We start from the raw sequence: 22,049 nt of genomic DNA on the forward strand, positions 1-22,049 counted from the left end.
AGCTGGCTATTCCTGCGCTCTCTTGCCTGGAACTGAGCAATTTTGGACTGAAACGGGTGGGCGACAATGAATGTCAACACGACCTAGCTAACGAAGGGTGCCGCGCTGCCCCAGAGCTGTTTGACACGTTCATCCCGACCGCAACCCGCGCGGTACCGCTTGTAAGCCACGGATTTTTTCACCCCGATGCCGACGCTGCTGAAGGCGAGCCTGTCACTGCTCTTGTAATAATCCTGATGATAGGCCTCGGCCGGGTAGAATGGCACAGGCCCAAGAATGGGCGTGACGACCTTCTGGCCCAGTTGTTTTTGCGCATCCGCCCTGGCCATTTCCGCCGCTGCCTTTTGCGCCGGACCCTGCGCGAAGATCGCAGTGCGGTAGCTGTCGCCACGGTCGCAGAACTGACCGCCTGCATCTGTCGGGTCGACCGACCGGAAGAACATGGCAAGCAGGCTGTCGCGGCTGACAACATCCGGATCGAATGTGATCTGAACCGCCTCGTAATGGCCGGTGCCGCCTGCGGTGACCTGTTTGTATGTCGGGTTCGGCGTGGTGCCGCCCGCAAAGCCGGACACGGCTTCCTTGACGCCGCGAACAGATTCGAAATCGGCTTCGACGCACCAGAAACAACCACCCGCAACTGTCAGCGTTTCGGTGCCCGCGGCCTTTGCGCTGCCCGATTGCACCACCAGCCCGACGGCAATCAATGCGCCCAGGACCAATGCCTTGACCTGCGTCAGCTTCTTCATTTTCACCTCCATGAGTCCGCTCTGTCCGCACAAGGCTGAACGCGCATGGGGGTTAGCGCAAGCGGTGAACGGTCAATGTCACGCTGTGGTGAAAAGGCGTGATTGCGACCTTCAGATATTGTCGCTGCGCTTTGATGTTTCCTGCAGGGCCTGGCGGAACAGCCGGATGGCCGGTGTCGGTTCCTCCTCCGCCCGGGCCATGATGCCGACGGGCCCTGACATGCTGTCGGTGTCGATGGGCAGGGCCAGCATCCGGCCTGCTGCAATGTCGTCCGCCACGACTCCCTGGCTGATGATCCAGATTGCCTGAGCCGCGCCAAGTGTCATGGCGCGCCCGAAAGCGCCCGAAACAGTCTCTATCTGGTGTGAATAGCCTGCGATGCCGCGTTCGATCATGAACCGGTCAACCAGGGGCCGGATTGCCGCACCGGGAGGCGGATAGAGGATGCGCTGATCGGCCAATGCGGCGGCGTCCGTGGTTTCCGACCTTGGGTGCCCCCTGGCCACGGCAAAGATGACCTTTTCTGAATAGAGCTGGGTAAAGGTCAGACCGGTCATGCGGTCCGGTGGTCCCATGCGTCCGATCAGCAGGTCAAAATCGCCCGCGCGCAAACCGTTGATCAGATCCGTGATTGGCCCTTCGACGACAGTAACCGGCGTTGCGGGTGACAGGGCGGAGAATCGCAGGATCACATCCGGCAGCAAGTCGGCAGAGACCGACGGCAGGGTCCCGATGCGCAGGGGCGCTGCACGGCCGGCACTCAGCGCATCCAGGCTGGCCAGCCCGTGACTGACGGCGGCAAGCCCCTGTTCCGCGAATTGCCGAAACACAGCGCCCTCGCGCGTCAGGCTTACCCCGCCCCGGCCCCGGTTCAGCAAGGTGACGCCAAGGATGGTTTCGAGATCGCTCAGGGTCTTGGATACCGTGGGCTGGGTCAGGAACATCCGTTCCGCCGCCGCCTTGAGGCTGCCGCCGCGCAGGGTTTCGACAAAGGCCGAAAGGTGACGCATTTTGATCTGTTTGGTGCGCTTAAATTCCATATTGGAACTTATAGCGCATATTTTCTCATTTTGAATGCACCTTTCGATTGGTTAAGCTGCCCCAACGGATCAGGGAGAGTGCCATGTCAGAAAGCTATGAAACCGGGATGCGGGTTCGCCGCGAGGTGCTGGGTGATGCCCATGTGGACCGGGCGGAGGCGGCCAAGGTTGATTTCGACGCGCCGTTCCAGAATTTGATCACCGAAGGGGCCTGGGGCACGGTCTGGGCCGATGACACGATCTCGCGGCGGGAAAGATCCATGCTGACGCTCGCCCTGCTGGCGGCGACAGGGAATTTCGAGGAAATCCCGATGCATATCCGCGCCAGCCGCAATACCGGGGCCGAGCCGCGCGATGTTTTGCAGGCCTTTATGCATGTGGCTGTCTATGCGGGCGTGCCAAAGGCGAACCATGCGATTAAGCTTGCCAAACAGACCTATGCCGAACTGGGAGTTGAGATATGAGCACTGGACCCAAGACCGGAGGTTTTATTCCCCGCGACCGTGGCTGGCAGCCCGACGCGCTGACGCCGCCCTACAAGACCAGCGTCAAACGCAGCCCGCAGGCGGCATTGCTGTCCTTTCCCACCACGCTCAGTGAAGAAACCTCGCCGGTGTTCGGGCATGGCATCCTCGGGGATCTCGACAACGACCTGATCCTCAATTTCGCCCAACCGGGGCAAAGCGCGATTGGCCCCCGGATCATTGTCCATGGTCGGGTGCTGGATGAAATGGGCCGCCCCGTGCCGGGTGCGCTGCTGGAATTCTGGCAGGCCAATGCCGGGGGGCGCTATCGCCACAAGAAGGAAAAATACCAGGCAGCACTTGATCCGAACTTTGGCGGCTGCGGACGCACGATCACAGGCGAGGATGGATCTTACGAGTTCCGCACCGTGATGCCGGGGCCATACCCCTGGCCCAACGGGATGAACGACTGGCGCCCGGCGCATATCCACTTTTCGGTTTTTGGCCACGGGTTTGCCCAGCGCCTGATCACCCAGATGTATTTCGAGGGCGATCCCATGATCCCGCTTTGCCCGATTGTCGGTGTGTTGAAATCGCAGGAAGCGATTGATCAGCTGACCGCGCCGCTGGACATGCACCGTACCGTTCCCATGGATGCGCGGGCCTACAAGTTCGACATCGTTCTGCGGGGCCGTCGGCAGACCTATTTCGAAAACCGGGTGGAGGGACTTTGACCATGGTACAGAAACTCGACTACCTCAGGGAAAGCCCCAGCCAGACGGCGGGCCCCTATGTGCATATCGGCTGCACACCGAACTTTACCGGGATCGGGATATACGGTGGCGATCTGGGAACCACCATGAAGACCGGCCCGGTCCAGGGTCAGGAGATCGTGATCAAGGGGACCGTTTTCGATGGCACCGGCACACCGCTGCGCGATGCGATGATCGAAATCTGGCAGCCCGATGCGGCGGGGCTTTTTGCTTCTGCCAATGAAACGCGCGGCACGCCGGATCCGAACTTTACCGGCTGGGGGCGGTCGCCGGGTGACATGGAAACCGGGGAGTTCATCTTTGACACGGTCAAGCCGGGCGCGGTGCCGATGCCGGATGGCCGGATGCAGGCGCCGCATATCACGGCCTGGATTGTCGCACGCGGCATCAATATCGGCCTGCATACGCGCATCTACTTCGAGGACGAGGCAGAGGCGAATGCCAAGGATCCGCTGTTGAGCGGGATCGAACATCAGAACCGCGTGCCGACCCTGCTCGCCAGGAAAGAAGGTGAGGGTCAGTATCGTTTTGACATCCACCTGCAAGGCCCGGACGAGACCATATTTCTTGATATTTGAGGCAATGACATGACCAAACCCTGCATCATCTGCGTGGCCATCACCGGATCGGTCCCGACCAAGGCAGATAACCCGGCGGTGCCGGTGACGATTTCCGAACAGGTGGAAAGCACCCAGGCAGCATTCGAGGCGGGGGCGACCATCGCCCATTGCCATGTGCGCAATGACGATGAAACGCCCACCAGTGATCCCGACAAATTTGCAGCGTTGAAGGAAGGGCTGGAAAAGCATTGCCCCGGCATGATTGTCCAGCTTTCGACCGGAGGCCGCTCCGGTGCCGGGCAGGCGCGGGGCGGTATGCTTCCCTTGCGTCCGGACATGGCTTCGCTCTCGGTTGGGTCAAACAACTTTCCCAGCCGCGTCTACGAGAACCCGCCGGATCTGGTGGATTGGCTTGCGGCGGAAATGATCACCCATGACGTCAAGCCCGAGATCGAGGCCTTTGACCTCAGCCACATCCTGAAGGCCGCCGAGATGCACAAGAAGGGCCAGATCAAGGATACGCCCTATATCCAGTTCGTGATGGGGGTGAAAAATGCGATGCCCGCCGACCGCGAGGTATTCGATTTCTATCTCAAGACCGTGAAGCGGCTGTTTGGCGAAGATGTAGCCTGGTGTGCTGCCGGAATCGGGGCGAACCAGAGCGTTCTGAACGACTGGGCAATCTCGAACGGCGGTCATGCGCGTACCGGTCTGGAAGACAACGTGCGTCTTGACCGCAATACCCTCGCGCCATCGAATGCCGCCCTGGTCAAACGCACGGCTGAAATCTGCGAAAAGTATGAGCGCCCCGTTGCCACCTGGCAGGAAGCGCGAAAATTGCTGGGGCTGCGCAGCGCCGCCTGACCGCCAGGGCGCATACAGGCGGATATGATTGAGAAGATCGCCGCGGTGCCAGGTGTATTTATGGCACCGGGCGGCCCGGCGATTCACGTCCGTTATTCAGACATTTTCTGGACAACCGGAAAATTTGCGCTCAGTTGATTGGACAATGCGCGATGAACTGCTAAAAACTTGAGCTTTAGCCAGCCGCCGGGGCTTTTTTGACCGCGCGGCATAGACCTCTCTTTTCGAGTGAACTAAAGAGTGAGCGTAACCAGTTCTTCTTGTAAACATAACTTTTTACCTACGATATTAAATACTTGTAAGGAAACAGAAATGACTTCTGTATACACCGACAAGGCGATTCTTGAAAAATCCGATCTATTTGATCCGGAATGGTATCGGCAACAGTACCCGGATGTAGAAATATTGGGCATGGATCCGCTGGACCACTTTCTGTGGCTTGGCGGCCGTTTGCTGCGGAATCCGGGGCCACGTTTCAATTCTGAGTATTATGTAAAAACTCACAGCGATGTTGCGCGCAAGAACTACAATCCCGTGCTTCATTATATCCGCTACGGGCGCGCCGAAGGGCGCCGCACCGCCGAGGTTGCGTCACCACGCATAAACCAGGCCGAAGAAATCGTGCGTGATGGCGTGAAACGCGTCGCCGGGGGCGTCGCTGCACGTCCGGGCCGGCCCACGATCATGCTGTGCAGCCATGTTGCGGGGAAAAACCTTTTCGGCGGGGAGCGCAGTTTCATTGACATGATCGATGGGCTGAATGCGCTGGACTACAATGTCATCGTGACCGTGCCGGGGCATGGCAACCCGGACTATTTCCGGACCCTGCGCAGAAAATCCTTTGCCACTTATGTTTTCCGGTATGGCTGGTGGCGCAAGGGGCAGGCTGTCAGCGACCATGCGGTAACCGATTTTGCCTGCATCATTCAGGATGAAGGCGTGGATGTCGTGCACACCAACACCATCGTCCTGCGCGAACCGCTGCTGGCGGCGCAGCGGATGGGCGTGCGCTGCATGATCCACGTGCGGGAACTGATCCATCACGACGAGGCGTTGCTGAACATGATCGGCGAAAGTGCCGAACATATCGTCGACTGGATATGGGATCATTGCGACCATGTGATCGCCAACTCCAAGGCCACGTTGAAGGGATTTGCCAAGGACGGGAAGACGCCGTCGCTGGTTTACAATACCGCGGATCTTTCCGATCTGACAAAACTTGATCCGCCCCGGGTCGACGGGCCGATGCGGGTGGGCCTGATCAGCTCGAACCTGCCGAAAAAGGGCATCCAGGACCTTGCGGAAATTGCCCGCGTGCTTTCGAAAACCCACCCGGATGTTGAGTTCAAACTGATTGGCCCGGAAACCGAACATACCAATGCCCTGATGGAACAGGTCGCGGCCGGAACGCTGCCAAAGACGCTGAGCGTGACCGGTTACCGGGACACGCCGACCAAGGCCGTGGCCGAGGCGGATGTGATCCTGAATCTGTCCAACTTTCAGGAAAGCTTTGGACGGACCGTGCTGGAAGGCATGGCCGCCGGGCGTCCGACAATCGTGTATCGCTATGGTGCGCCGCCCGAATTCGTGGATGAGGGAAAGACCGGATTCATCGTTCCATTGGGCGATACGAAAGCCGTGGCCGAGCACCTGCGCAGATTTGCCGATGACCGGGCCATGATGCGGCGCATCGGTGAACAGGCAAAGGCCGAAGTGACACGCCGGTTCGCGCATAAGGTCTATGTCGAACAGATGCAGGGAGCCTATGACGCCCTGACGACCACGCAGAGCACGCCCCGGAAGGTCACGCTGAAGCCGCGTGCAAATATTGTCCCGACACCGCGAGCGGCGCTCAAGGTCGCCTATTTCTGCTGGCACTTCCCGGTGCCGTCGGAAACCTTCGTTCTGAACGAGCTGCGTATCCTGCGTGAACAGGGCGTCGATGTTCGCGTTTTCTGCAGGCAGTCACCCTATCCGGATTTCAAACCGGACTTTGATATCGAATGGGAACGGGTGACCGACCATCACCATCTGGCCACGCGCCTGAAAGAGACAGATCGCACGATCGTCCATGCGCATTTCGTCTTTCCCACTGTCACCAACATGGTCTGGCCCGCCTGCGAAGAGGCGAAAATTCCGTTTACCTGCATCGCCCATGCGCAGGATATTTTCAGATACGGGAATGCGGCCGAGAACCGGATCGACGAATTCTCGCGTTCTTCGATGTGTCGCAAGGTCATAACCCTGTCGCAGTTTCACATGCGCTATCTCGTGGATCAGGGGGTGCCGGAAGACAAGATCCTGATCAACTCCAATTGTGTCGACCCCGATCTGTTTGCGGCCGGCAAGGTGAAGGATCGTGCCAAACGAACCAAACGCAGTATCTGCGCGGTCACCCGCTTTGCCGAAAAGAAGGGGCTGGAGCATCTGATCCGCGCCGGCAAGCTGCTGGAAGGCGAAGGCATCACCATCAACATCTACGGCTATGGTGAACTGGAAGACAGCTACCGCAAGCTGATCGCCGAACAGAAAATCGAGAACGTCCATTTGCATGGTCCGGTAAAGGGACGGGATGCGCTGATGGCGGTGTTCCGGGAGCATGATCTGTTTGCCTGTCCCAGCGTGCGTGCTGCCGATGGCGACATGGACGGTATTCCGACCACATTGATGGAATCGATTGCCGCCGGATTGCCCGTGCTGACCACGGATATTGCAGGGATTCCCGACCTTGTGACAGACAAGATCACCGGGTTGGTATGTGATGCGCGCCCGGCAGAGATCGCGGCGCGGATACGGTCATTCTACAAGTGGCCTGACGGCATGGTCCAAAGCATGATCGAAACCGCCGAGGAGCGGCTGCGTCGCAACCACAACGGACCGTCGCTGGTGGAAAACCTGGTCCGGCTCTGGGCGAATGAGCGGGTGGACCTGCTGATCGTGAGCTGGAACAACCTTGCCGAAATCACCGAAGTCACGCGGCGGCTGTTCCAGAACACCTCGATGCCGTTCCACCTGATTATCTGTGACAACGGCAGCAAGCCCGATGTGCTGACCTATCTGATGCGCCTGCATGCCGAGCATGACAATGTCACCCTGGTCCTGAACCGTGATAACGCGATGGTCGGACCCGGCACCAATATTTGCCTGGAGAACGGGCAATCCGACTATGCGATCTATGTCTGCGGCAAGGAAGGCATGACAACCCGGCACGGCTGGGAAAAACCGTTCATCACCTATATGAATGCAAACCCCGAGGTCGGCCTGGCCGGGACGCTGTGCCACGCGCCCACCTATCTTTACGGCCGTGACTATCCGGTTGCGCAATCGCTGTTCGACAAGTTCCGTAACAAGCAGTTTGCCCACGACAACCCTGACAGGATGTTCTTCCATGTGCAGGGCGGTTTCTTTGTGATGCGGCGGTCGATGATCGACGAGATTGGCGGCTTTTCAGACGACGTGCCGCATAATTCCACCGATGTCGAGTTTTCCTATTATGTCGAAAGCTGCGGCTGGAAGCTGGGTGAGGTGCCGGGGCTGATGGCGCTTTACAACAAGACACGTCCGGGACTTTTTCACCGCATTGACGAAAACATGGGTGCCCTGCATCCCCCGATGCTGGAAGATCTGCGCGCACTGGATGCGATCGCCAGGGGCGAAGTGCATCATTGCAACGCCTGCGGCAAACAGAGCACGAAATTCGATGATCTGGATGGGGCCACCCGCTGCCCGAATTGTGGTGCGTCACGGCGGGGCCGCACCTTGCACAGGGTATTGGCCGAATCCACATTGCTGTATCAGCGGCTGCCCGCGCTTGGTGTGAATGTGCCACAGGCGATATCGGAGTTCTGGACCTTTCAGTTCCAGGGACGACGGATCGAGGCGGATGCTTTTCTGGAGCTGCTGAAGTCAAAGGGCCGCACGGATTCACCGGATGGCAGGCTGAGCTTTGTCATGATGAACGACGCGCTGGGCAAGGATCCGAAATCCGATGAACTGCTGCTCAAGGAAGCGTCGCGCCTGCTCAAGACCGGCGGTTCGTTTTTCCTTGCCGGCTGTCCGGAAAGTGACGCGCTGACAAAGAAGTTTGCTGCACTGAAGCTCCAGAAGACCGGGGTGCGCAGATATGCCAGCAAGGTAAGTCATCTGGACTGGTTGCCGATCCAGCTTTTCACCAAAACCTAAGTCGCCGGATGCAGCACCGCACAGAGGATCGGGTGCAATGCGTCGGTTATTTTCAACGGAACACATGGGTCCTGCGGTTGGCCGTTGTTAACAGGCCTATCATTGACATTGGGACTCAGGCACTGAACATCGGGCTTTAGGGCAGACTTTGCAATTCGGGAACTGGTAGACAGAACATGGCGGCAAGAGTAACGACCAAGAACAGCAAGACCACGGCGCGCAAGAAGACCGCGCGGAAAACGGCATCCCCTGCTGCGGCCCGCAAGAAACCCGCAGCCAAACGCGATGCCGTTGTGGTCCTTGGTATGCATCGGTCCGGCACATCTGCATTGGCGGGGGTGTTGAACCTGCTGGGGTGCGATGCACCTGCCAACCAGATGAAGCCGACTGTCGACAATGAAAAAGGGTATTTCGAGTCGACCAGTGTACTTACGCTGCACAACGATCTGCTGAGCTCTGCCGGGTCAAGCTGGGATGACTGGCTGCCGATCAACCCTGGGTGGTTCAAGAGCAACCGGGTGGAAGAATTTCACGACCGCGCGCTTGAGCTTGTGAAAGGCGAGTTCGGCGATTCCCGTCTGTTTGTGCTGAAAGATCCCCGGATCTGCCGGCTCGTACCCTTCTGGGAAGACGTACTGAAAGAAAGCGGCGCTGCACCACGATATGTCCTGACGCACCGCAACCCGTTGGAGGTTGCCGCTTCCCTCGCCAAACGTGACGGGATGAATACCGGGACGGGCATGTTGACCTGGCTGCGCCACGTTCTGGACGCCGAAGCGGCAACACGGGGAAAGGCCCGCTGCTTTGTCAATTACGCCAGCCTGCTTGGAAACTGGGCCGGAATGATAACCAAGGTGCAGAGCACTCTGGATCTGACCTTGCCGCGTTTTTCGATCGGCGTTTCATCCGAGGTCGACGCCTTCCTGGACAGCAATCTGCGTCACCACGAGGAGGCGCCTGCAGCAGCGCTGGAAAACCCGATGTTGTCGGAATGGGTGCGCGATACCTATGCGATCCTCGAAAAATGGGTGGCATCCGGTGAGGCGCGGACCGACCATAAGTCGTTGGACATGATCCGCGCCGCACTGACAGGTGCCGGTACAACCTTTGCCCCGGTGATTCAGGAAAGTCGCAAGACCGCCGCCGCCCTTGTTGACCGCGAATCCAGGCTGGAACACCTGCAGGAAGAGCGGGAAAGCCTGGACAAGCGCCTGAACGATACCATCACGGCACGGGACAACCTCAGCCAGAATCGCGATGCGATCAGAGCGGAACGCGATACGCTGAAAGCCGATCTGTCGCAGGCGCAGAATGAGCGTGACACCATCCGCCAGAAGCTGACAAAGGTCAGTTTGGAAAAAGAAAGCCTGGACGGATCGCTGACTGCGATCCAGGCCGAGCGCGACGCGCTCAAGACAAACCTGTCGAAACAGCAATTGGAGCTTTCGGCGGAACGCGACGCGCTGGTCTTGAAGCGCGATTCCCTGCTGTCCGAAAATGCATCCCTGCGGGAATCCCGTAATGGCGTGGCCGAAGACCGTGACGCTTTGCGCGCGCAGCTCGCCGAGGTCCAAACGAAGTTCAAAAATGCGGAAAGCGCCAAGGAGAACCTCGAACGCGAGAAGAACAGTCTGGCCGAGGAACGGCTCGCCCTTCAGGCTGAGCTCGAAACCACCCGGTCAGAACAACAACTGATCCAACAGGAAAAGGCGAACCTCCAGCAAAAGGTCGCTGGATTGCAGTCTTCGTTTGACCGGTCCGTGCAGGAACAGGACCGGTTGGCAACGCAGCTGACGAACCTTGCCAGCGCAAATGAACAGATGATGCAGACGCAAGACGCGCTTTCTGCGGAACGTGATGCGTTGAAAAATTCTTCTGACGATCTGAAAAAGAAGCTGGCAGCACTTCAGTCCCTTCAGGAACGAACCGAAAAAGACCTGATCGCACGGACATCCGAACGCGATTCACTCAAGGATCTGCGCAAACAGGCCGAAGAGGCGCGGGAGAAGCAGGCGCAAACCCTGGCTGAAACGCGAACCCGGCTGGACACGCTTGCATCGGAACGCGATTCACTCAAGGACCTCAGGAAACAGGCCGAAGCGGCACGTGAGGAACTGGCCCAAACCCTTGTTGAGGCGCAAACCCGGCTGGAGACCCTTGCATCTGAACGCGAGGCGGATCAATCGGAATTGAACACCCTTCGGGCCGAGCTTTCCCAGGCCCAAAGCGCCCTTGCCCAGCGCAGTCACGAAGCGGAGCAGACCCACCGTGAATTGCAGGCCCTGAAAGCTGAGCAATCCGACAGGGACAGACGCTTTGTGGATATGAAAACCAGCCTTTCCCGCAAGGAAACTGCGCTGGAACAGGAAATCAACCGTATTGGCCAGCTGAAGCGCAGCATGAGCGAAAAGAGCAACCGGATTGCCATTCTGGAGACCTCAGTCGAAACGCAGCAGCGCGAAATCACGGATCTGACCAGAATCCTGATCGAAAGCGAACAGGCGGCGAAGTCAGAAATCAGCGAGCTGAAAAGCCGGGGCGCATATGCGGAAGCCGCGTATGAATCGATGAAGGCCAGCACGTCCTGGAGGATCACGGCTCCGATGCGGTGGATTGTGCGGAAGATCCGGAACTAAAGCGTCATGCGACCAACCTGAATCGCATAACGCTGCCTGAAATCAGAAATTTCAACGCGTTACGTGATGTTTCATGGATTTCGTCAGGCGCCGCAGGTCAGCCGTTCCGGGCGACCCAGAACAACCTTCTGCTGTCGCTGCGCAACACTCTTGAGACGCGCTGTGCAATGCCTGCGCGAAGGCCGGACGTTGTGTTGACCAATGCAGCAGGCGCGGCGCCCGACCCCTCGGGCCAAACCATCAGGCCGCCGGGTTCAAGGCGCGCCAACAGTCGTTTTGCCATGTCGTGGCCGGGTTCGCTGCCCAGACAGATCAGCGTGAAACTCTCGGATTGAGGCAGGTCCTGCCAACTGGTTGCAGTCGGATCGAACATACTGGTGCCAAGCGCATCGACCAGGGAGGCAACGCAATCGACAAGCAGTGCCTTGTTGCCCCGGTGTGCGCGCCAGTCATGCGCCAGGAACTGGTAGAGTTTCCGATCCATGCCCAAGCTCTGGCAATGGCTGCAACGCCCGTCGTCCTGAATGCAATCCCATCCCTGGCAAAGGTTGCACCTTGTCGTTGTCGGGATCTGCATCCGATCCAACTGGTATGTGTCATGCGGCAAAACGGGATGGGCGACGGCAGTGGCCTCGTCCAGTACCGCATCCAGTCTTGGCAGTGTCTTGACCGTCAGGGATGACACCTGGGGAATATTGGTCAGCTTGTGACCACGGCTTTCAAGAAAATAGCTGAATTCAACATCGGTGCTGGCCTGGGGCAGGCTGGACGAAAAGCCGGTTTCACGATCAACAACATCCCGGCGCAGGATGAAGGCACCGCCCTGGACGTGCTGAAACGGGCGGTCGGGATGGCTTTTGGCAAATTCCGGGTTTCTGAAGCTGGGGAAAGCGGGATGTTGGACAATCTCCCTGCCCAGCGTATGCGGCGGCAGGTGGCACAGGTTGCCACCCAGGCTGACATCAGGATGCTGGCGCATATGGTCTATCAGCGGCCGTTCCCACCCGTGCCGGGCGACAAAACCTTCTTTCGAGCAAAGGTAAATCGCATAGACAGCATCGGACCCGGCGAGGGCGATGTTGGTCGCGGGACCGACAAACCGGTTCCGGTCCAGGAAATGCAGCCGCATGTTGGGCATCTGCCGGGCCAGCTGTGTCAAAGCCGCGCGGAAGGCCCGGTCTGATCCGTTGTCGATCACCACCAGACGGTAGGGCGTGGTGGTATATGAGCGGATGCGCCGGATGATCTCGATGGTCTGCTCGAAATCGTCGTGCTCAGGCGTGTTGTAGGTGACCAGCACGATATCCAGTGTCGCGCGATACCAGGTATCGCAATAGGTCTGCATGGTCCTGTCGGTTCCGACATGGTCGCGCAGGAAATCAGCGCCATTCTGCAGCATCGCGCGGCGATTCACCGCGGGCTGGTGCAACATGCGTCGCACCGCATTGGCAAGCGCCTGCGGATCACGGGGCGCGGCAACATGGGCGTGGATCCCGTCAGTCAGATAGTCCTGAATGGCAGAAACCGCAGTGGTGACAACCGGCCTGCGCGCGGCCATCGCTTCCATGACGACAGTGGGGAACCCTTCGGTATCGCCGGTGTCCGCCACGATGGAGGGCACGATACAGAAGTCACAGTCCCGAAGGATGTCACGTACCGCATAGCGACCGTCCAGGGGGCCGTGAAAGGTGATGTTGTCGACACCCAGCGATTTCGCCTGTTCATGGATGATGCCCCAAAGCGGCCCATAGCCATAAACGTCGAATGCGACCGCTTCATCGCGCAGCAGTGCCGCCGCTTCAATCAGGGTTTCGATCCCCTTTTTCTCGGTAAAGCGGCCGATGAAAACGCCGCGCGCCACCGCATCCCTGGCCGGTGCCGGCTTGTCCGGAATGCCGCGGAACAGATCCAGATTGGCACTTTGAAATGCATAGGCGAGCTTCTCGACCGGGATGTCCTGCGTCTCAAGATGCTTTCGGTGATAGTCGCCATGCACAAACAGTTTCAGGCACAGCGGATCGTTCATGATCTCTGCGATCCGGTTCACGGCGATGTTATTGTGCAGGAAAATATCTACCGCATGACCGAAAAACGTGAAGGGGATCCCAGCCAACTGGCAGGCTGGCCAGGTCAGCAGGGTCATCGCGGGATAGGCGAAATGGCAATGCACAAGCGTCCGGTCGCGCAGGATCAAAAGCTTGGCAAGTTCTTCGGGCGTCTCTACCTGATGCTGCTTGATGTCAAAGGGCACCTCTGCCGCGCGATCCGGCGCGATCTTGAAGAAAACCTCAACGTCAAAGCCACGCGAAACAAGCCATTCGAGCTCGGCCATGACAAAGCTCTGGCTCAATGCGGGCCAGTCCCAAAGCACATAGGCAATCCGGGGCGCTTCCAGCCCATGACGCCAGCGATCCTGACGGTGCCGGGCCTGTGTATCATGCCGCGCATGCTCTGAACCGGTTTCGGTCAGGTCCCGGACCACGTCAGCGCCGACAAAACCTAGGTAGCCAGGGGCATAAACTGCAGTCTGCCGCAGGATCAGGTCCCAGGCGGCGCAGCACCCCAGATCCTCGTCAAAGCCGCCCAATTGGTCTGACACGGACCGGCGATGCATATAGGTGCTCAGGTCGATCGTCTGTTCCTGCAGCAACGCGGCCCGGTCATAGGGTGTGCCCCAGGCCTGAGGCTTGCCCGGCCGGATCATTCCCCTGCGCCATCCGGCATAGCCGGTCGCCAGATCGTCATTCTGGGCAAACCAGGCTGTCATCAGCTTGAGATAATCCTGCCGCCAGTGGCAATCACCGTCGAGGTAGGCGATCAACTCGCCACGCGCGGCTTCCAGCGCCGTGTTGCACGCCAGCGCATATCCGGTGCCGATGCTCGGGAGTATCCGCAGCAACCCCGAACTGATGGCCTCGGTATAGGTGCGTCTGACCTGGGTCAGGGTTTCGTCCTGTCCGGCGCTGTAGACCAGAATGATCTCCGCTGGCGTAACGCTTTGCCCCAGTGCTGAATCCAACGCGCGGAAGAACCCGCGACCGTGGATCGGCAGGACCACGGAGACCGTCGGGATCTGGGTGCAGCCCGACAGAACGGCACCGGCAATTGCGCGTGCTTCGGGTGATGGCAGCTCTGCCGGACCATCGCCTTGCAAAGTGGTCTGCAAGGGTGAATTCCGCAGCGCATCGCCCCAGGGCGCAGGCCCCAGGACATCATGACCGGGCCGGTTCTGCGGGATCGGCAGCGCCACATCATCCGGATGCGCGCGCCGGCCTTCCGCATGCCCATGGCGCAGATAATGCACCAGGGGGTTCATTTTTGCCGCGGCGACCTCGGGGTTCTGCTCAAGATAGAACTGACCGCTGAAGTATGGCGACGGGTCCCGGCCCATGACCGCACCGACCCAAAGGTAATGTTCTGCAGGGGCGAGGCCACAGTCTACCGCGTCGGGAAACTGGTCGAGATACCAGAATTCATCGAAATAGGGCGAGCTTTGCAGCAGCGCCACGTCACCCATCAGCGGACGGGTTGCGGGCAGTCTGATCATGCCGCCCGACCTCGCCTGTAGCTGGTCATCTGCCAAGCAACTGCCCCAGCTTCCGGACCGGAGCCATCAGGCGCCAGGATGTACTGGATCGGATCGACTGAAGTTCCGCGAGGTTGTAATCCACGATCCCCTGGGCACGGCCCAGCGCCTGCCGGGCCTCGGCAAGTTCAGCTTCAAGGCTCTGAATACGCAATGCCTGCGCTTCGACCTCGGCCTCCTTGTCGATCAGGGCGGCGGTGATATGCGCCAGTTCGCGGTGCCGGGTCATCAGCGAGGTTTCCGCATCGGCGAGGCGAAGCGCATGCGCCTTTGTTCCGGGGCGGGGAGAAGTCATGGCTGGCGTTACTCGCTATTCACAAAGTGTAGCCGTACCGTTACCAATCCTTGTTCGGATGGTCCAGTGGTCAGGCCTTGGCCAGGGAGCAATCCTGGCGGTCGACACCTGTGTGATCATGCAGTGCAGCGAAGGTCTGGCGGCTTCGGTCTCTTCCGGGACTGGCTGGCACTGATTGACGGCAGTTTACCCGCAAAGCCGACACCCGACCTGCCAGCCTGAGCGTCGACTGCCATCACCAATCCAATGCGATCCGGTGGCTATCGCCCGGTCAAACCGGCAGGAACGCGCTGTTCCGGCAGGGTGTCAGACAAAGCTGCGCACGGTCTGAATGGCCCCTTCAAGCGCCTTTCCGTCCGGGTCCTTAAGCGCCGCTTCGCGGAGCCGTCCCATCCATTCCGCCGCATCCTTCCGCCCGCGCAACAGATCCGCCGCGTTCATCACCGTGGCAAACTTTGTCAGACCGCGGGCATGGGTATCGGAATAGCCTTTGACAAGCCGTCTGTTCCTGAGCAGCTCGACACTCAACGCATAATCGTCATCAAGTGGTGCCAGACTGGCCTCAAGCCATTGCTGTAAATGCGCGACCTCCACCTGATGGCGGCGGGTCTTCAGGCGATATCCTTTCAGGCCCCCCAGAAAATGCAGCAACAGAAAAGACCGTAACGAATGAGTGCGCAGGCGGCGCCCCTTGTTGAACAGCCGGTCGATCAGAGCCATGCGCTTCGGACTGGCCTCCCATCGCGCGCCCATGTTGGCCGGTAGCAGGCTGACGATTTCTTCAGCGCGGGGATGGAAGAATTCCGTCACCTCGACAAGTTGCCCGTCTTTCACGCCCATCTCTGCCTGTATACGGGCCATGCGCGGTGCGCGGGTCTTGAGGTCGGCCACCCGGATGATGTCGTCATATGCCATTGCGTTGGCGATGTATTTTGCCGCTGTCACGCTGAGCAGCCAATCGTGACCGGCACTGTCCCTGGCAACGATACGGTCAAGATGATCCAGGTAGGTTTCGCCATAGGCGCAGTCCTGAAAATCAACGACCTTCATCAACCCGTTTCCTGCCATCTGCCGCACCGGCCCGGGCAGCGCATTCGCACGGTCCGACAGCGCCTTCCAGCGGGCAATTTCGCTGTCCGGCCCGGTCAGTTCGGGCGCGGGGGGCTTTGCAGGCGCAACCGGTTCTTCGGTGCTGTTCTGCGCGGCGTCATAACCGGCGGCAAAGGCCCTGAGCGAAGCATCCACGCCCTTGCCGCTGGCGCGAATGGCCTCCTCAAAGGCTTCACGCGGGAAGGGCAGCGCCCCGGACCCCGCAAGCGCGCCGAACAGGCTGGAGGAAATCACGGAACCCTCGGCAACGGCCAGACCATCCATATCGGCAAGGATCAGCTTTTGCGCCGCGATTTCGGCTGCAGCGCGCACTTCCTCCGCGTCCGCGATCCCGTCGCCGGGTGCCATCTTTTCCGACACTGCAAGGGCGCGGTGGGTGGAGCCGATCAGCGTCGTCCGGTCCGGGGTGACAAAGCCGCGCATCACTGCGCGACCGACCTCCATCATTTCCGCAGCGATCAGCACATCAACGTCACCACCCGCCGGTGCAAGTGCAAAAACAGGCTCTAAATCGGACTTTTTTGCCATTTCGACGTAGTAGATCGTGGCACCCGTGCGTTGTGCAACACCCGCGACAGAGGTGGCCTGACAGGCATATCCCCGGGATCTGGCCAGAGCCTCGATCCAGCCGGTCAAAACACCGCCGCCCTGACCGCCCACCGCCATCACGGCAAGTTTGATGATGTCGCCAACGCGGGGATCGGGCGATTTCTGTGGCGGGACCAGGTTCATGTGGGTGCTCCGGTCAGGCGCAGCCGTTTGGCATCACGCCGGGCCTGAAGCCAGGAAATGACCCGGTTGCGCAATCCGGCCCGCCAGGTCTCGAACCCACCGGGGTTGTGCACCACATCCGCGCGGTAAAAGGAGGGGCACAGCACGGCGGCATCTGCCACCTCTCCGCAATTGCCGCAGCCGACACAGGTCTGGTCGATATGGGCGATCGGATCGTCACGCAGCGGATCGTCGAGCCGTTTCAATGACAGCGAAGGACATCCCGACAGGCGGATGCAGGCGTGATCGCCGGTGCAGACATCACTGTCGACCCCAAAGCGGGGCACATCGACGCGCCGTCCATCCTTGATCGCCTTGTTCCGGATCGGCTTTTCCCGGCGCTGTTTGTTCAACATGCATTCGGAGGAGGCGACGATCACCTTCGGACCTTTGAAGTCGGTTGTCAGCGCCTCGCGCAGGGTATCACGCACCTTGCCCACGTCGTATGTATGGTCAATCTGCCTGATCCATTCCACACCAACGCCCTTGAGCGCGGCGGAGATCGGGTTGTTGGTGGCTTTCGTGTCGTTGTGCGCGCGGGATGACAGCACATCCTGGCCGCCGGTGGCGGCGGAATAGTAATTGTCCACGATCACGACCACATTGTCGGACTTGTTGAACACCATGTTCCCGATCGAGGATGACAGCCCGTTGTGCCAGAACCCCCCGTCCCCCAGCATGGAGATTGCCCTGCGTTCGCCACCGCCGTCAAAAGCCGCGTTTGATGCCGGACCAAGCCCGTAGCCCATCGTCGCGCCGCCGATCTCGAACGGCGGCAGCGACCCGAACAGGTGGCAGCCGATATCGCCGGTGATCTGGTGCTTGCCCAATTCCTGTTCGACCAGCTTCATTCCCGCAAAGATCGGGCGTTCGGGACATCCGGTGCAAAAGCCGGGTGGCCTGATCGGCACGGTCTTGCTCAGGTCAGGGATCCTGGGTTCTTCGGCATTCGGCGCGCGCACCTTGCCCGGCAACATCTCGGGCGCCGCGGCTTTGAGGAAGCCGGTGACGCCGTCCAGCATCACCTGCCCGGTGTATTCGCCCGCCATCGGCAATACGTCCTTGCCATAAAGCTTTAGCCGCCGGCCAGCCTTGTAAAGAAACGAACCAAGGTGTTGTTCGATATGTTCGGGCTGCCCTTCCTCGACAACAAGAATATGATCCTTGCCTTCGCAAAAATCGTCAAATTCGTCTCTGACAAGGGGGTATGTGACATTCAGGCAGTAGATCGGCACGTCGGTCCGGCCAAAGAGATCGGCCAGCCCAAGGCGTTGCAGCGCCCGGATCAGGCCGTTGTACATGCCGCCCTGCACGACGATGCCGATCTTGGCATCCCTGGGGCCGAAGTGTTCGTTCAGCTGGTTTTCCACAATGAACTTTTCCGCGGCCGGCCAGCGGTTCTTGATCTTGTCCTGTTCGTGCATGTAGCTCATCGGCGGCAGGACGACGCGGTTGAAATCCGATTGCGGGTTTGCGATGGCCTGTTTCACCGTCAGCGGGGGCGGGACATTGTCCTTTGTCGCAAAGCTGCCGGTGACGTGACAGGACCGGATTCGCACCATCAGCATCACGGGGGTGTTCGATGCCTCGCTCAGCTCGAAGCCGTCTTTGACCGCCTTGGTGATGCTGGGCAGGTTGGGGCGCGGGTCCAGCATCCAGAACTGCGATTTCATCGCAAAGGCATGCGACCGTTCCTGCATGATGGAGGAGCCTTCGCCATAGTCTTCGCCAACGATCACCAGCGCGCCGCCGTTCACGCCGGATGAACACAGGTTGGCCAGCGCATCTGACGCGACATTGACGCCGACCGGACCCTTGAAGGTCACGGCGCCACGGATCGGATAATGGACGGAGGCGGCGAGCATCGCGGCGGCGGCCGCTTCGGAGGCATTGGCCTCGAACCGCACACCCAACTCCGCCATCAGCTCTTCGGCATCGGCGAGAACGTCCATCAGGTGAGAGATCGGTGCGCCCTGATAGCCGCCCACGTATCCAACACCGTTCTCCAGCAGTGCCTTGGTGATCGCCAGAATTCCTTCGCCGGTGAACACGTCACCGTTGCCTTTGCGCAGGTGTTCCACTTCCGCCTTGAAGGATCGTTCAGCCATCGAAGTATCCTCTTAAAAGTCGTGTTTCCGTATGTTGCGCAGCATGGTTTGCAGCGTGGCGACAAAGTTGCGTTGTTCAGTTGCGCTGATGCCCTTGAACATCGCCTCGTAGGAGGCAGACATATGGGGCCACAGCCGGTCATAGGCCTCGCGCCCCGCTTCCGTCAGGAACACCCGTGTTGCGCGGCTGTCTTTTTCGTCGGTCTCGCGGCGGATCAGTCCGGACACGGCCAGCGCGTCCAGGGCGCGGCTGAGTGTCGATTGCTGGACCACGGCATAGACCGCAAGTTCGCGAATAAGGATCCCATCGATGACGGACAACACCGCCAGTGACCGCATCTGCGGCGTCGTCAGCCCCAGCTCTGCCATTTCCGAGGACAGCGAGGCATTGTAGCGGCCAATTATGCGGTTCATCAGATAGGGGGCGAAATTTTCCAGGCCCATTTCGCCCAGTCGAAGAGATTCCTTTTCCGTATCCTGTGGCTTCATGCGCCCAGACCTTTCGCAATGTTGAAGCCCGAACCGCCACCCAGGCCCGGCCCGGGATGGGTCGATGCACCGATGTGGTAAAGTCCCTTGATCGGCGTGGCGTTGTTAGACTGCGTGGCGTAGGGGCGCCAGACAAAGAATTGGTCAATCGTGCAGGCACCGCCATAGGGGTCGCCGCCGACGAGGTTGATGTTCATGCCTTCCAGGTCCGCCGGGGAATAGGCCCTGCGTGCGAGGCGGATGTCATCCCAATTCCGGATGTGCCGTTTCAGGATGTTCTCGATCCGGTCGGCATAGGCTTCGCGCATGGTCTCGGTCCAGTCGGGGGTGGTGTCGATCTCTGCCGCCGCATCGCCTTTGATCACGCGGGGGGCATCGGGGATCTGCAGCCAGAGGATCGCCTTGCCCTCGGGGCAACGGGTCGGGTCCAGCCGGTGCGGTTGCCCGACACAGATCGTGGGCGTTTCGGGCAACATGCCCCGCTCCGCCTCGTTGCTGGATTTGGATACGGAATCTATCCCGTCGGAGAGGTGGATCAGCGCGACATCTTCAAGCCCCTCGGCCTCCCACTCAACCGGTCCGTCGAGCGCATAGTGGAGCTGGAAGTTGCCCCGCCCGTGGCGGAATTTCTTTGTCGGTTCAGGCAGCGGTTCTGCCTTGAGCAGATTGTCGTAAAGCTGGCCGGGTGCGGTGCTGGCGATCACGTTGCGGGCCCGCAGTTCTTCACCCTCACTGGTGCGCACGCCAATGGCTTTGCCGCCCTCTGTCAGGATGCTGGCGGCCTCCACCCCGGTGCGGATTTCCCCGCCATTTGCTTTTATCAGAGACGCAAATGCCGCAGCGGCCTGTCCCGCGCCGCCCTTGACCACGGGCGCGCCCGCAGCCTCCAGCGCGAATGCAATCACGCGGGTCATCTGACCGCTGTAGCTGGCTTCCGGCGTCAGGCCGACGTGCAGCACCCAGGGCGCCCAAAGCGCCTGCACATCGGCGCTTTGATAGCGCGTCTCAAGCCAGCCGCGCGCCGGTTCCAAGGCCTCCCCGAACCATGTCTTCAGCGGGCCGACACCGCGCTTCCATGCCTGTTTCGCCAGTAACAGAGCCGTTTTCCCGGACCAGAGCGGTTGACCCAGAAGGGCAAAAAGGAAGGCTGCGTCCTGTTCGACCCCGCGCACATCCGCGCCGTGTTGATCACCGTCACCGGCGCAACGGCTGTTGAAGGTTCTGATGTTGCTGTCGCGGTCCATTGTCAGGGTCAGCGCGCTGCCATCCGGCCTGAGCACGGCCGTGGGGTGCGAGGTATGACAAAACTCAAGCCCGTGCCTTGCCAGGTCGCTGCCCAAAGCCTCATGCGCGGGGCCGGTCAGGAACAGAACGAAGGTCGCGGCCATCACATCATGGTGGAACCCCGGCAGCGTGACCTGATCGGTGGTGAACATGCAGCCCCCGATCCTGTCCTCGCGTTCGATCATCAGCACGGAGTCACCCTTGCGCGACAGCATGGCTGCCGCGACCAGGGCATTGATGCCTGATCCGATGATCAGATGATCGACCGCCGCCACCCTTTAACCCTTGGGTACAAGTGCCAGCGCGCGAATGGGGCTGCCTGTGCCGTTCTCGATCTTGAGCGGGGCAGCGATCAGCACGGCACCCTTGGCCGGCAGCTTGGACAGATTGGCCAGGGATGCGAGGCCAAAGCAATTGTCACGGTGCAACAGGTTGTGGGCAGGGAAGGGCGGTTCCATCCCGCCGGCCTGACCGGCGTCGGTGCCGATGCATTGCGTGCCCCATCCGACGATCTTCTTGCCAAGCAGGTATTCGATGGCTTCGGGTGTTGGTCCGGGGCTGTGCGGCCCGGTGTCGTCCGCGTTGAGAAAGCGGGCTTCGTCATCGGCGCGCGAATCCCAATCGGTGCGCATCACCACCCATTCGCCTGCCTTGATCTCTCCGTGTTCCTTTTCCCAGGCCTTGATGTGGTCGGCGGTCAGGAGGAAGTCTTCGTTCTCTGCCGCTTCCCTGGAACAGTCGATCACGTTGACCGGTGCGATCAGGCGCTGCACATCCAGCTTGTCGGTATATCCGTCGGCGTGGTCCTTGCCGGTGATCCAGTGGTGCGGCGCGTCGAAATGGGTGCCCGTATGCTCGCCCAGAACCATCCAGTTCCATGCAAAGAACGGGCCGTCGCTGTCATATTCGGAAATCTTGTGAATTTCGACTTTCGGCGTGTTCTTGGCAAAATCCGGCGGCAATTGCAGGATCGGGGTATTCGGCCCGAGAACACCCGTGCAATCAACCACCTCAACACCGCCGGAGGCCAGCATTGCCCCCAGATTGCTTACAACATCCGTCGCGTTCATTTGATCGTCTCCCTGGATCTGCGTGCTTGGCTTCACGCTATAGTAGATGAATCAATGCTAGACAAAA

The 22,049-nt window shown here is 59.9% G+C and carries 15 protein-coding genes; 6 read left to right on the forward strand and 9 right to left on the reverse strand.

Annotation, left to right across the window (positions count from 1 at the left end; all coding sequences use genetic code 11):
- Nucleotides 1-83: 83 nt before the first annotated feature.
- Entirely contained in the window at nucleotides 84-749 is a 666-nt protein-coding gene (gene msrA, locus PVW51_RS02745; protein WP_274573529.1) for a peptide-methionine (S)-S-oxide reductase MsrA, read from the reverse strand.
- A 111-nt stretch (nucleotides 750-860) separates the two neighbouring features.
- Nucleotides 861-1,760 (reverse strand): pca operon transcription factor PcaQ, encoded by a 900-nt coding sequence (gene pcaQ, locus PVW51_RS02750; protein ID WP_274573530.1) that lies wholly within the window; start codon nucleotides 1,758-1,760, stop codon nucleotides 861-863.
- A gap of 113 nt (nucleotides 1,761-1,873) precedes the next feature.
- Here pcaQ and pcaC point away from each other — a divergent pair, with 113 nt between their 5' ends.
- From pcaC to PVW51_RS02780, 6 genes are all read left to right on the forward strand, one after another.
- A complete protein-coding gene (gene pcaC, locus PVW51_RS02755; protein WP_269363220.1) occupies nucleotides 1,874-2,254 on the forward strand; it encodes a 4-carboxymuconolactone decarboxylase in 381 nt (126 codons plus the stop codon).
- The gene (gene pcaH / locus PVW51_RS02760; protein ID WP_274573531.1) at nucleotides 2,251-2,988 is read left to right on the forward strand and encodes a protocatechuate 3,4-dioxygenase subunit beta; all 738 of its coding nucleotides are present in this window, start codon (nucleotides 2,251-2,253) and stop codon (nucleotides 2,986-2,988) included. Before pcaC ends, pcaH begins: the two co-directional genes overlap by 4 nt.
- A gap of 2 nt (nucleotides 2,989-2,990) precedes the next feature.
- Complete coding sequence (gene pcaG / locus PVW51_RS02765) at nucleotides 2,991-3,605, forward strand: protocatechuate 3,4-dioxygenase subunit alpha (RefSeq protein WP_274573532.1); 615 nt, start codon at nucleotides 2,991-2,993, stop codon at nucleotides 3,603-3,605.
- A gap of 9 nt (nucleotides 3,606-3,614) precedes the next feature.
- Entirely contained in the window at nucleotides 3,615-4,451 is an 837-nt protein-coding gene (locus PVW51_RS02770; RefSeq protein ID WP_269363226.1) for a 3-keto-5-aminohexanoate cleavage protein, read from the forward strand.
- 312 nt (nucleotides 4,452-4,763) lie between these two features.
- Nucleotides 4,764-8,633 (forward strand): glycosyltransferase, encoded by a 3,870-nt coding sequence (locus PVW51_RS02775; RefSeq protein ID WP_274573533.1) that lies wholly within the window; start codon nucleotides 4,764-4,766, stop codon nucleotides 8,631-8,633.
- Nucleotides 8,634-8,809: 176 nt separating this feature from the next.
- Nucleotides 8,810-11,269 carry a hypothetical protein gene (locus PVW51_RS02780; protein ID WP_274573534.1) on the forward strand — a complete coding sequence of 820 codons (2,460 nt, stop codon included), beginning with the start codon at nucleotides 8,810-8,812 and terminating at the stop codon, nucleotides 11,267-11,269.
- A gap of 97 nt (nucleotides 11,270-11,366) precedes the next feature.
- Here the strand turns inward: PVW51_RS02780 and PVW51_RS02785 are convergent, their stop codons facing one another.
- The 7 genes from PVW51_RS02785 to PVW51_RS02815 form a co-directional block, all read right to left on the reverse strand.
- Nucleotides 11,367-14,816 carry a glycosyltransferase gene (locus PVW51_RS02785; RefSeq protein ID WP_274573535.1) on the reverse strand — a complete coding sequence of 1,150 codons (3,450 nt, stop codon included), beginning with the start codon at nucleotides 14,814-14,816 and terminating at the stop codon, nucleotides 11,367-11,369.
- Nucleotides 14,817-14,841: 25 nt separating this feature from the next.
- Nucleotides 14,842-15,150 carry a hypothetical protein gene (locus PVW51_RS02790; RefSeq protein ID WP_269363234.1) on the reverse strand — a complete coding sequence of 103 codons (309 nt, stop codon included), beginning with the start codon at nucleotides 15,148-15,150 and terminating at the stop codon, nucleotides 14,842-14,844.
- 306 nt (nucleotides 15,151-15,456) lie between these two features.
- Nucleotides 15,457-16,992 carry an indolepyruvate oxidoreductase subunit beta family protein gene (locus PVW51_RS02795; protein WP_274573536.1) on the reverse strand — a complete coding sequence of 512 codons (1,536 nt, stop codon included), beginning with the start codon at nucleotides 16,990-16,992 and terminating at the stop codon, nucleotides 15,457-15,459.
- Entirely contained in the window at nucleotides 16,989-19,139 is a 2,151-nt protein-coding gene (locus PVW51_RS02800; protein ID WP_274573537.1) for an indolepyruvate ferredoxin oxidoreductase subunit alpha, read from the reverse strand. Before PVW51_RS02800 ends, PVW51_RS02795 begins: the two co-directional genes overlap by 4 nt.
- A gap of 12 nt (nucleotides 19,140-19,151) precedes the next feature.
- A complete protein-coding gene (locus PVW51_RS02805; RefSeq protein ID WP_269363240.1) occupies nucleotides 19,152-19,628 on the reverse strand; it encodes a MarR family winged helix-turn-helix transcriptional regulator in 477 nt (158 codons plus the stop codon).
- Nucleotides 19,625-21,187 (reverse strand): phytoene desaturase family protein, encoded by a 1,563-nt coding sequence (locus tag PVW51_RS02810; protein WP_274573538.1) that lies wholly within the window; start codon nucleotides 21,185-21,187, stop codon nucleotides 19,625-19,627. The genes PVW51_RS02805 and PVW51_RS02810 overlap by 4 nt, the downstream gene beginning before the upstream one ends.
- A gap of 3 nt (nucleotides 21,188-21,190) precedes the next feature.
- Nucleotides 21,191-21,982: a cyclase family protein gene (locus tag PVW51_RS02815; RefSeq protein ID WP_269363244.1), complete on the reverse strand. Its 792-nt coding sequence runs from the start codon at nucleotides 21,980-21,982 to the stop codon at nucleotides 21,191-21,193.
- Nucleotides 21,983-22,049: the final 67 nt, after the last annotated feature.

The sequence above is a fragment of the Sulfitobacter sp. PR48 genome (assembly GCF_028807335.1).
Lineage (GTDB): Bacteria > Pseudomonadota > Alphaproteobacteria > Rhodobacterales > Rhodobacteraceae > Sulfitobacter.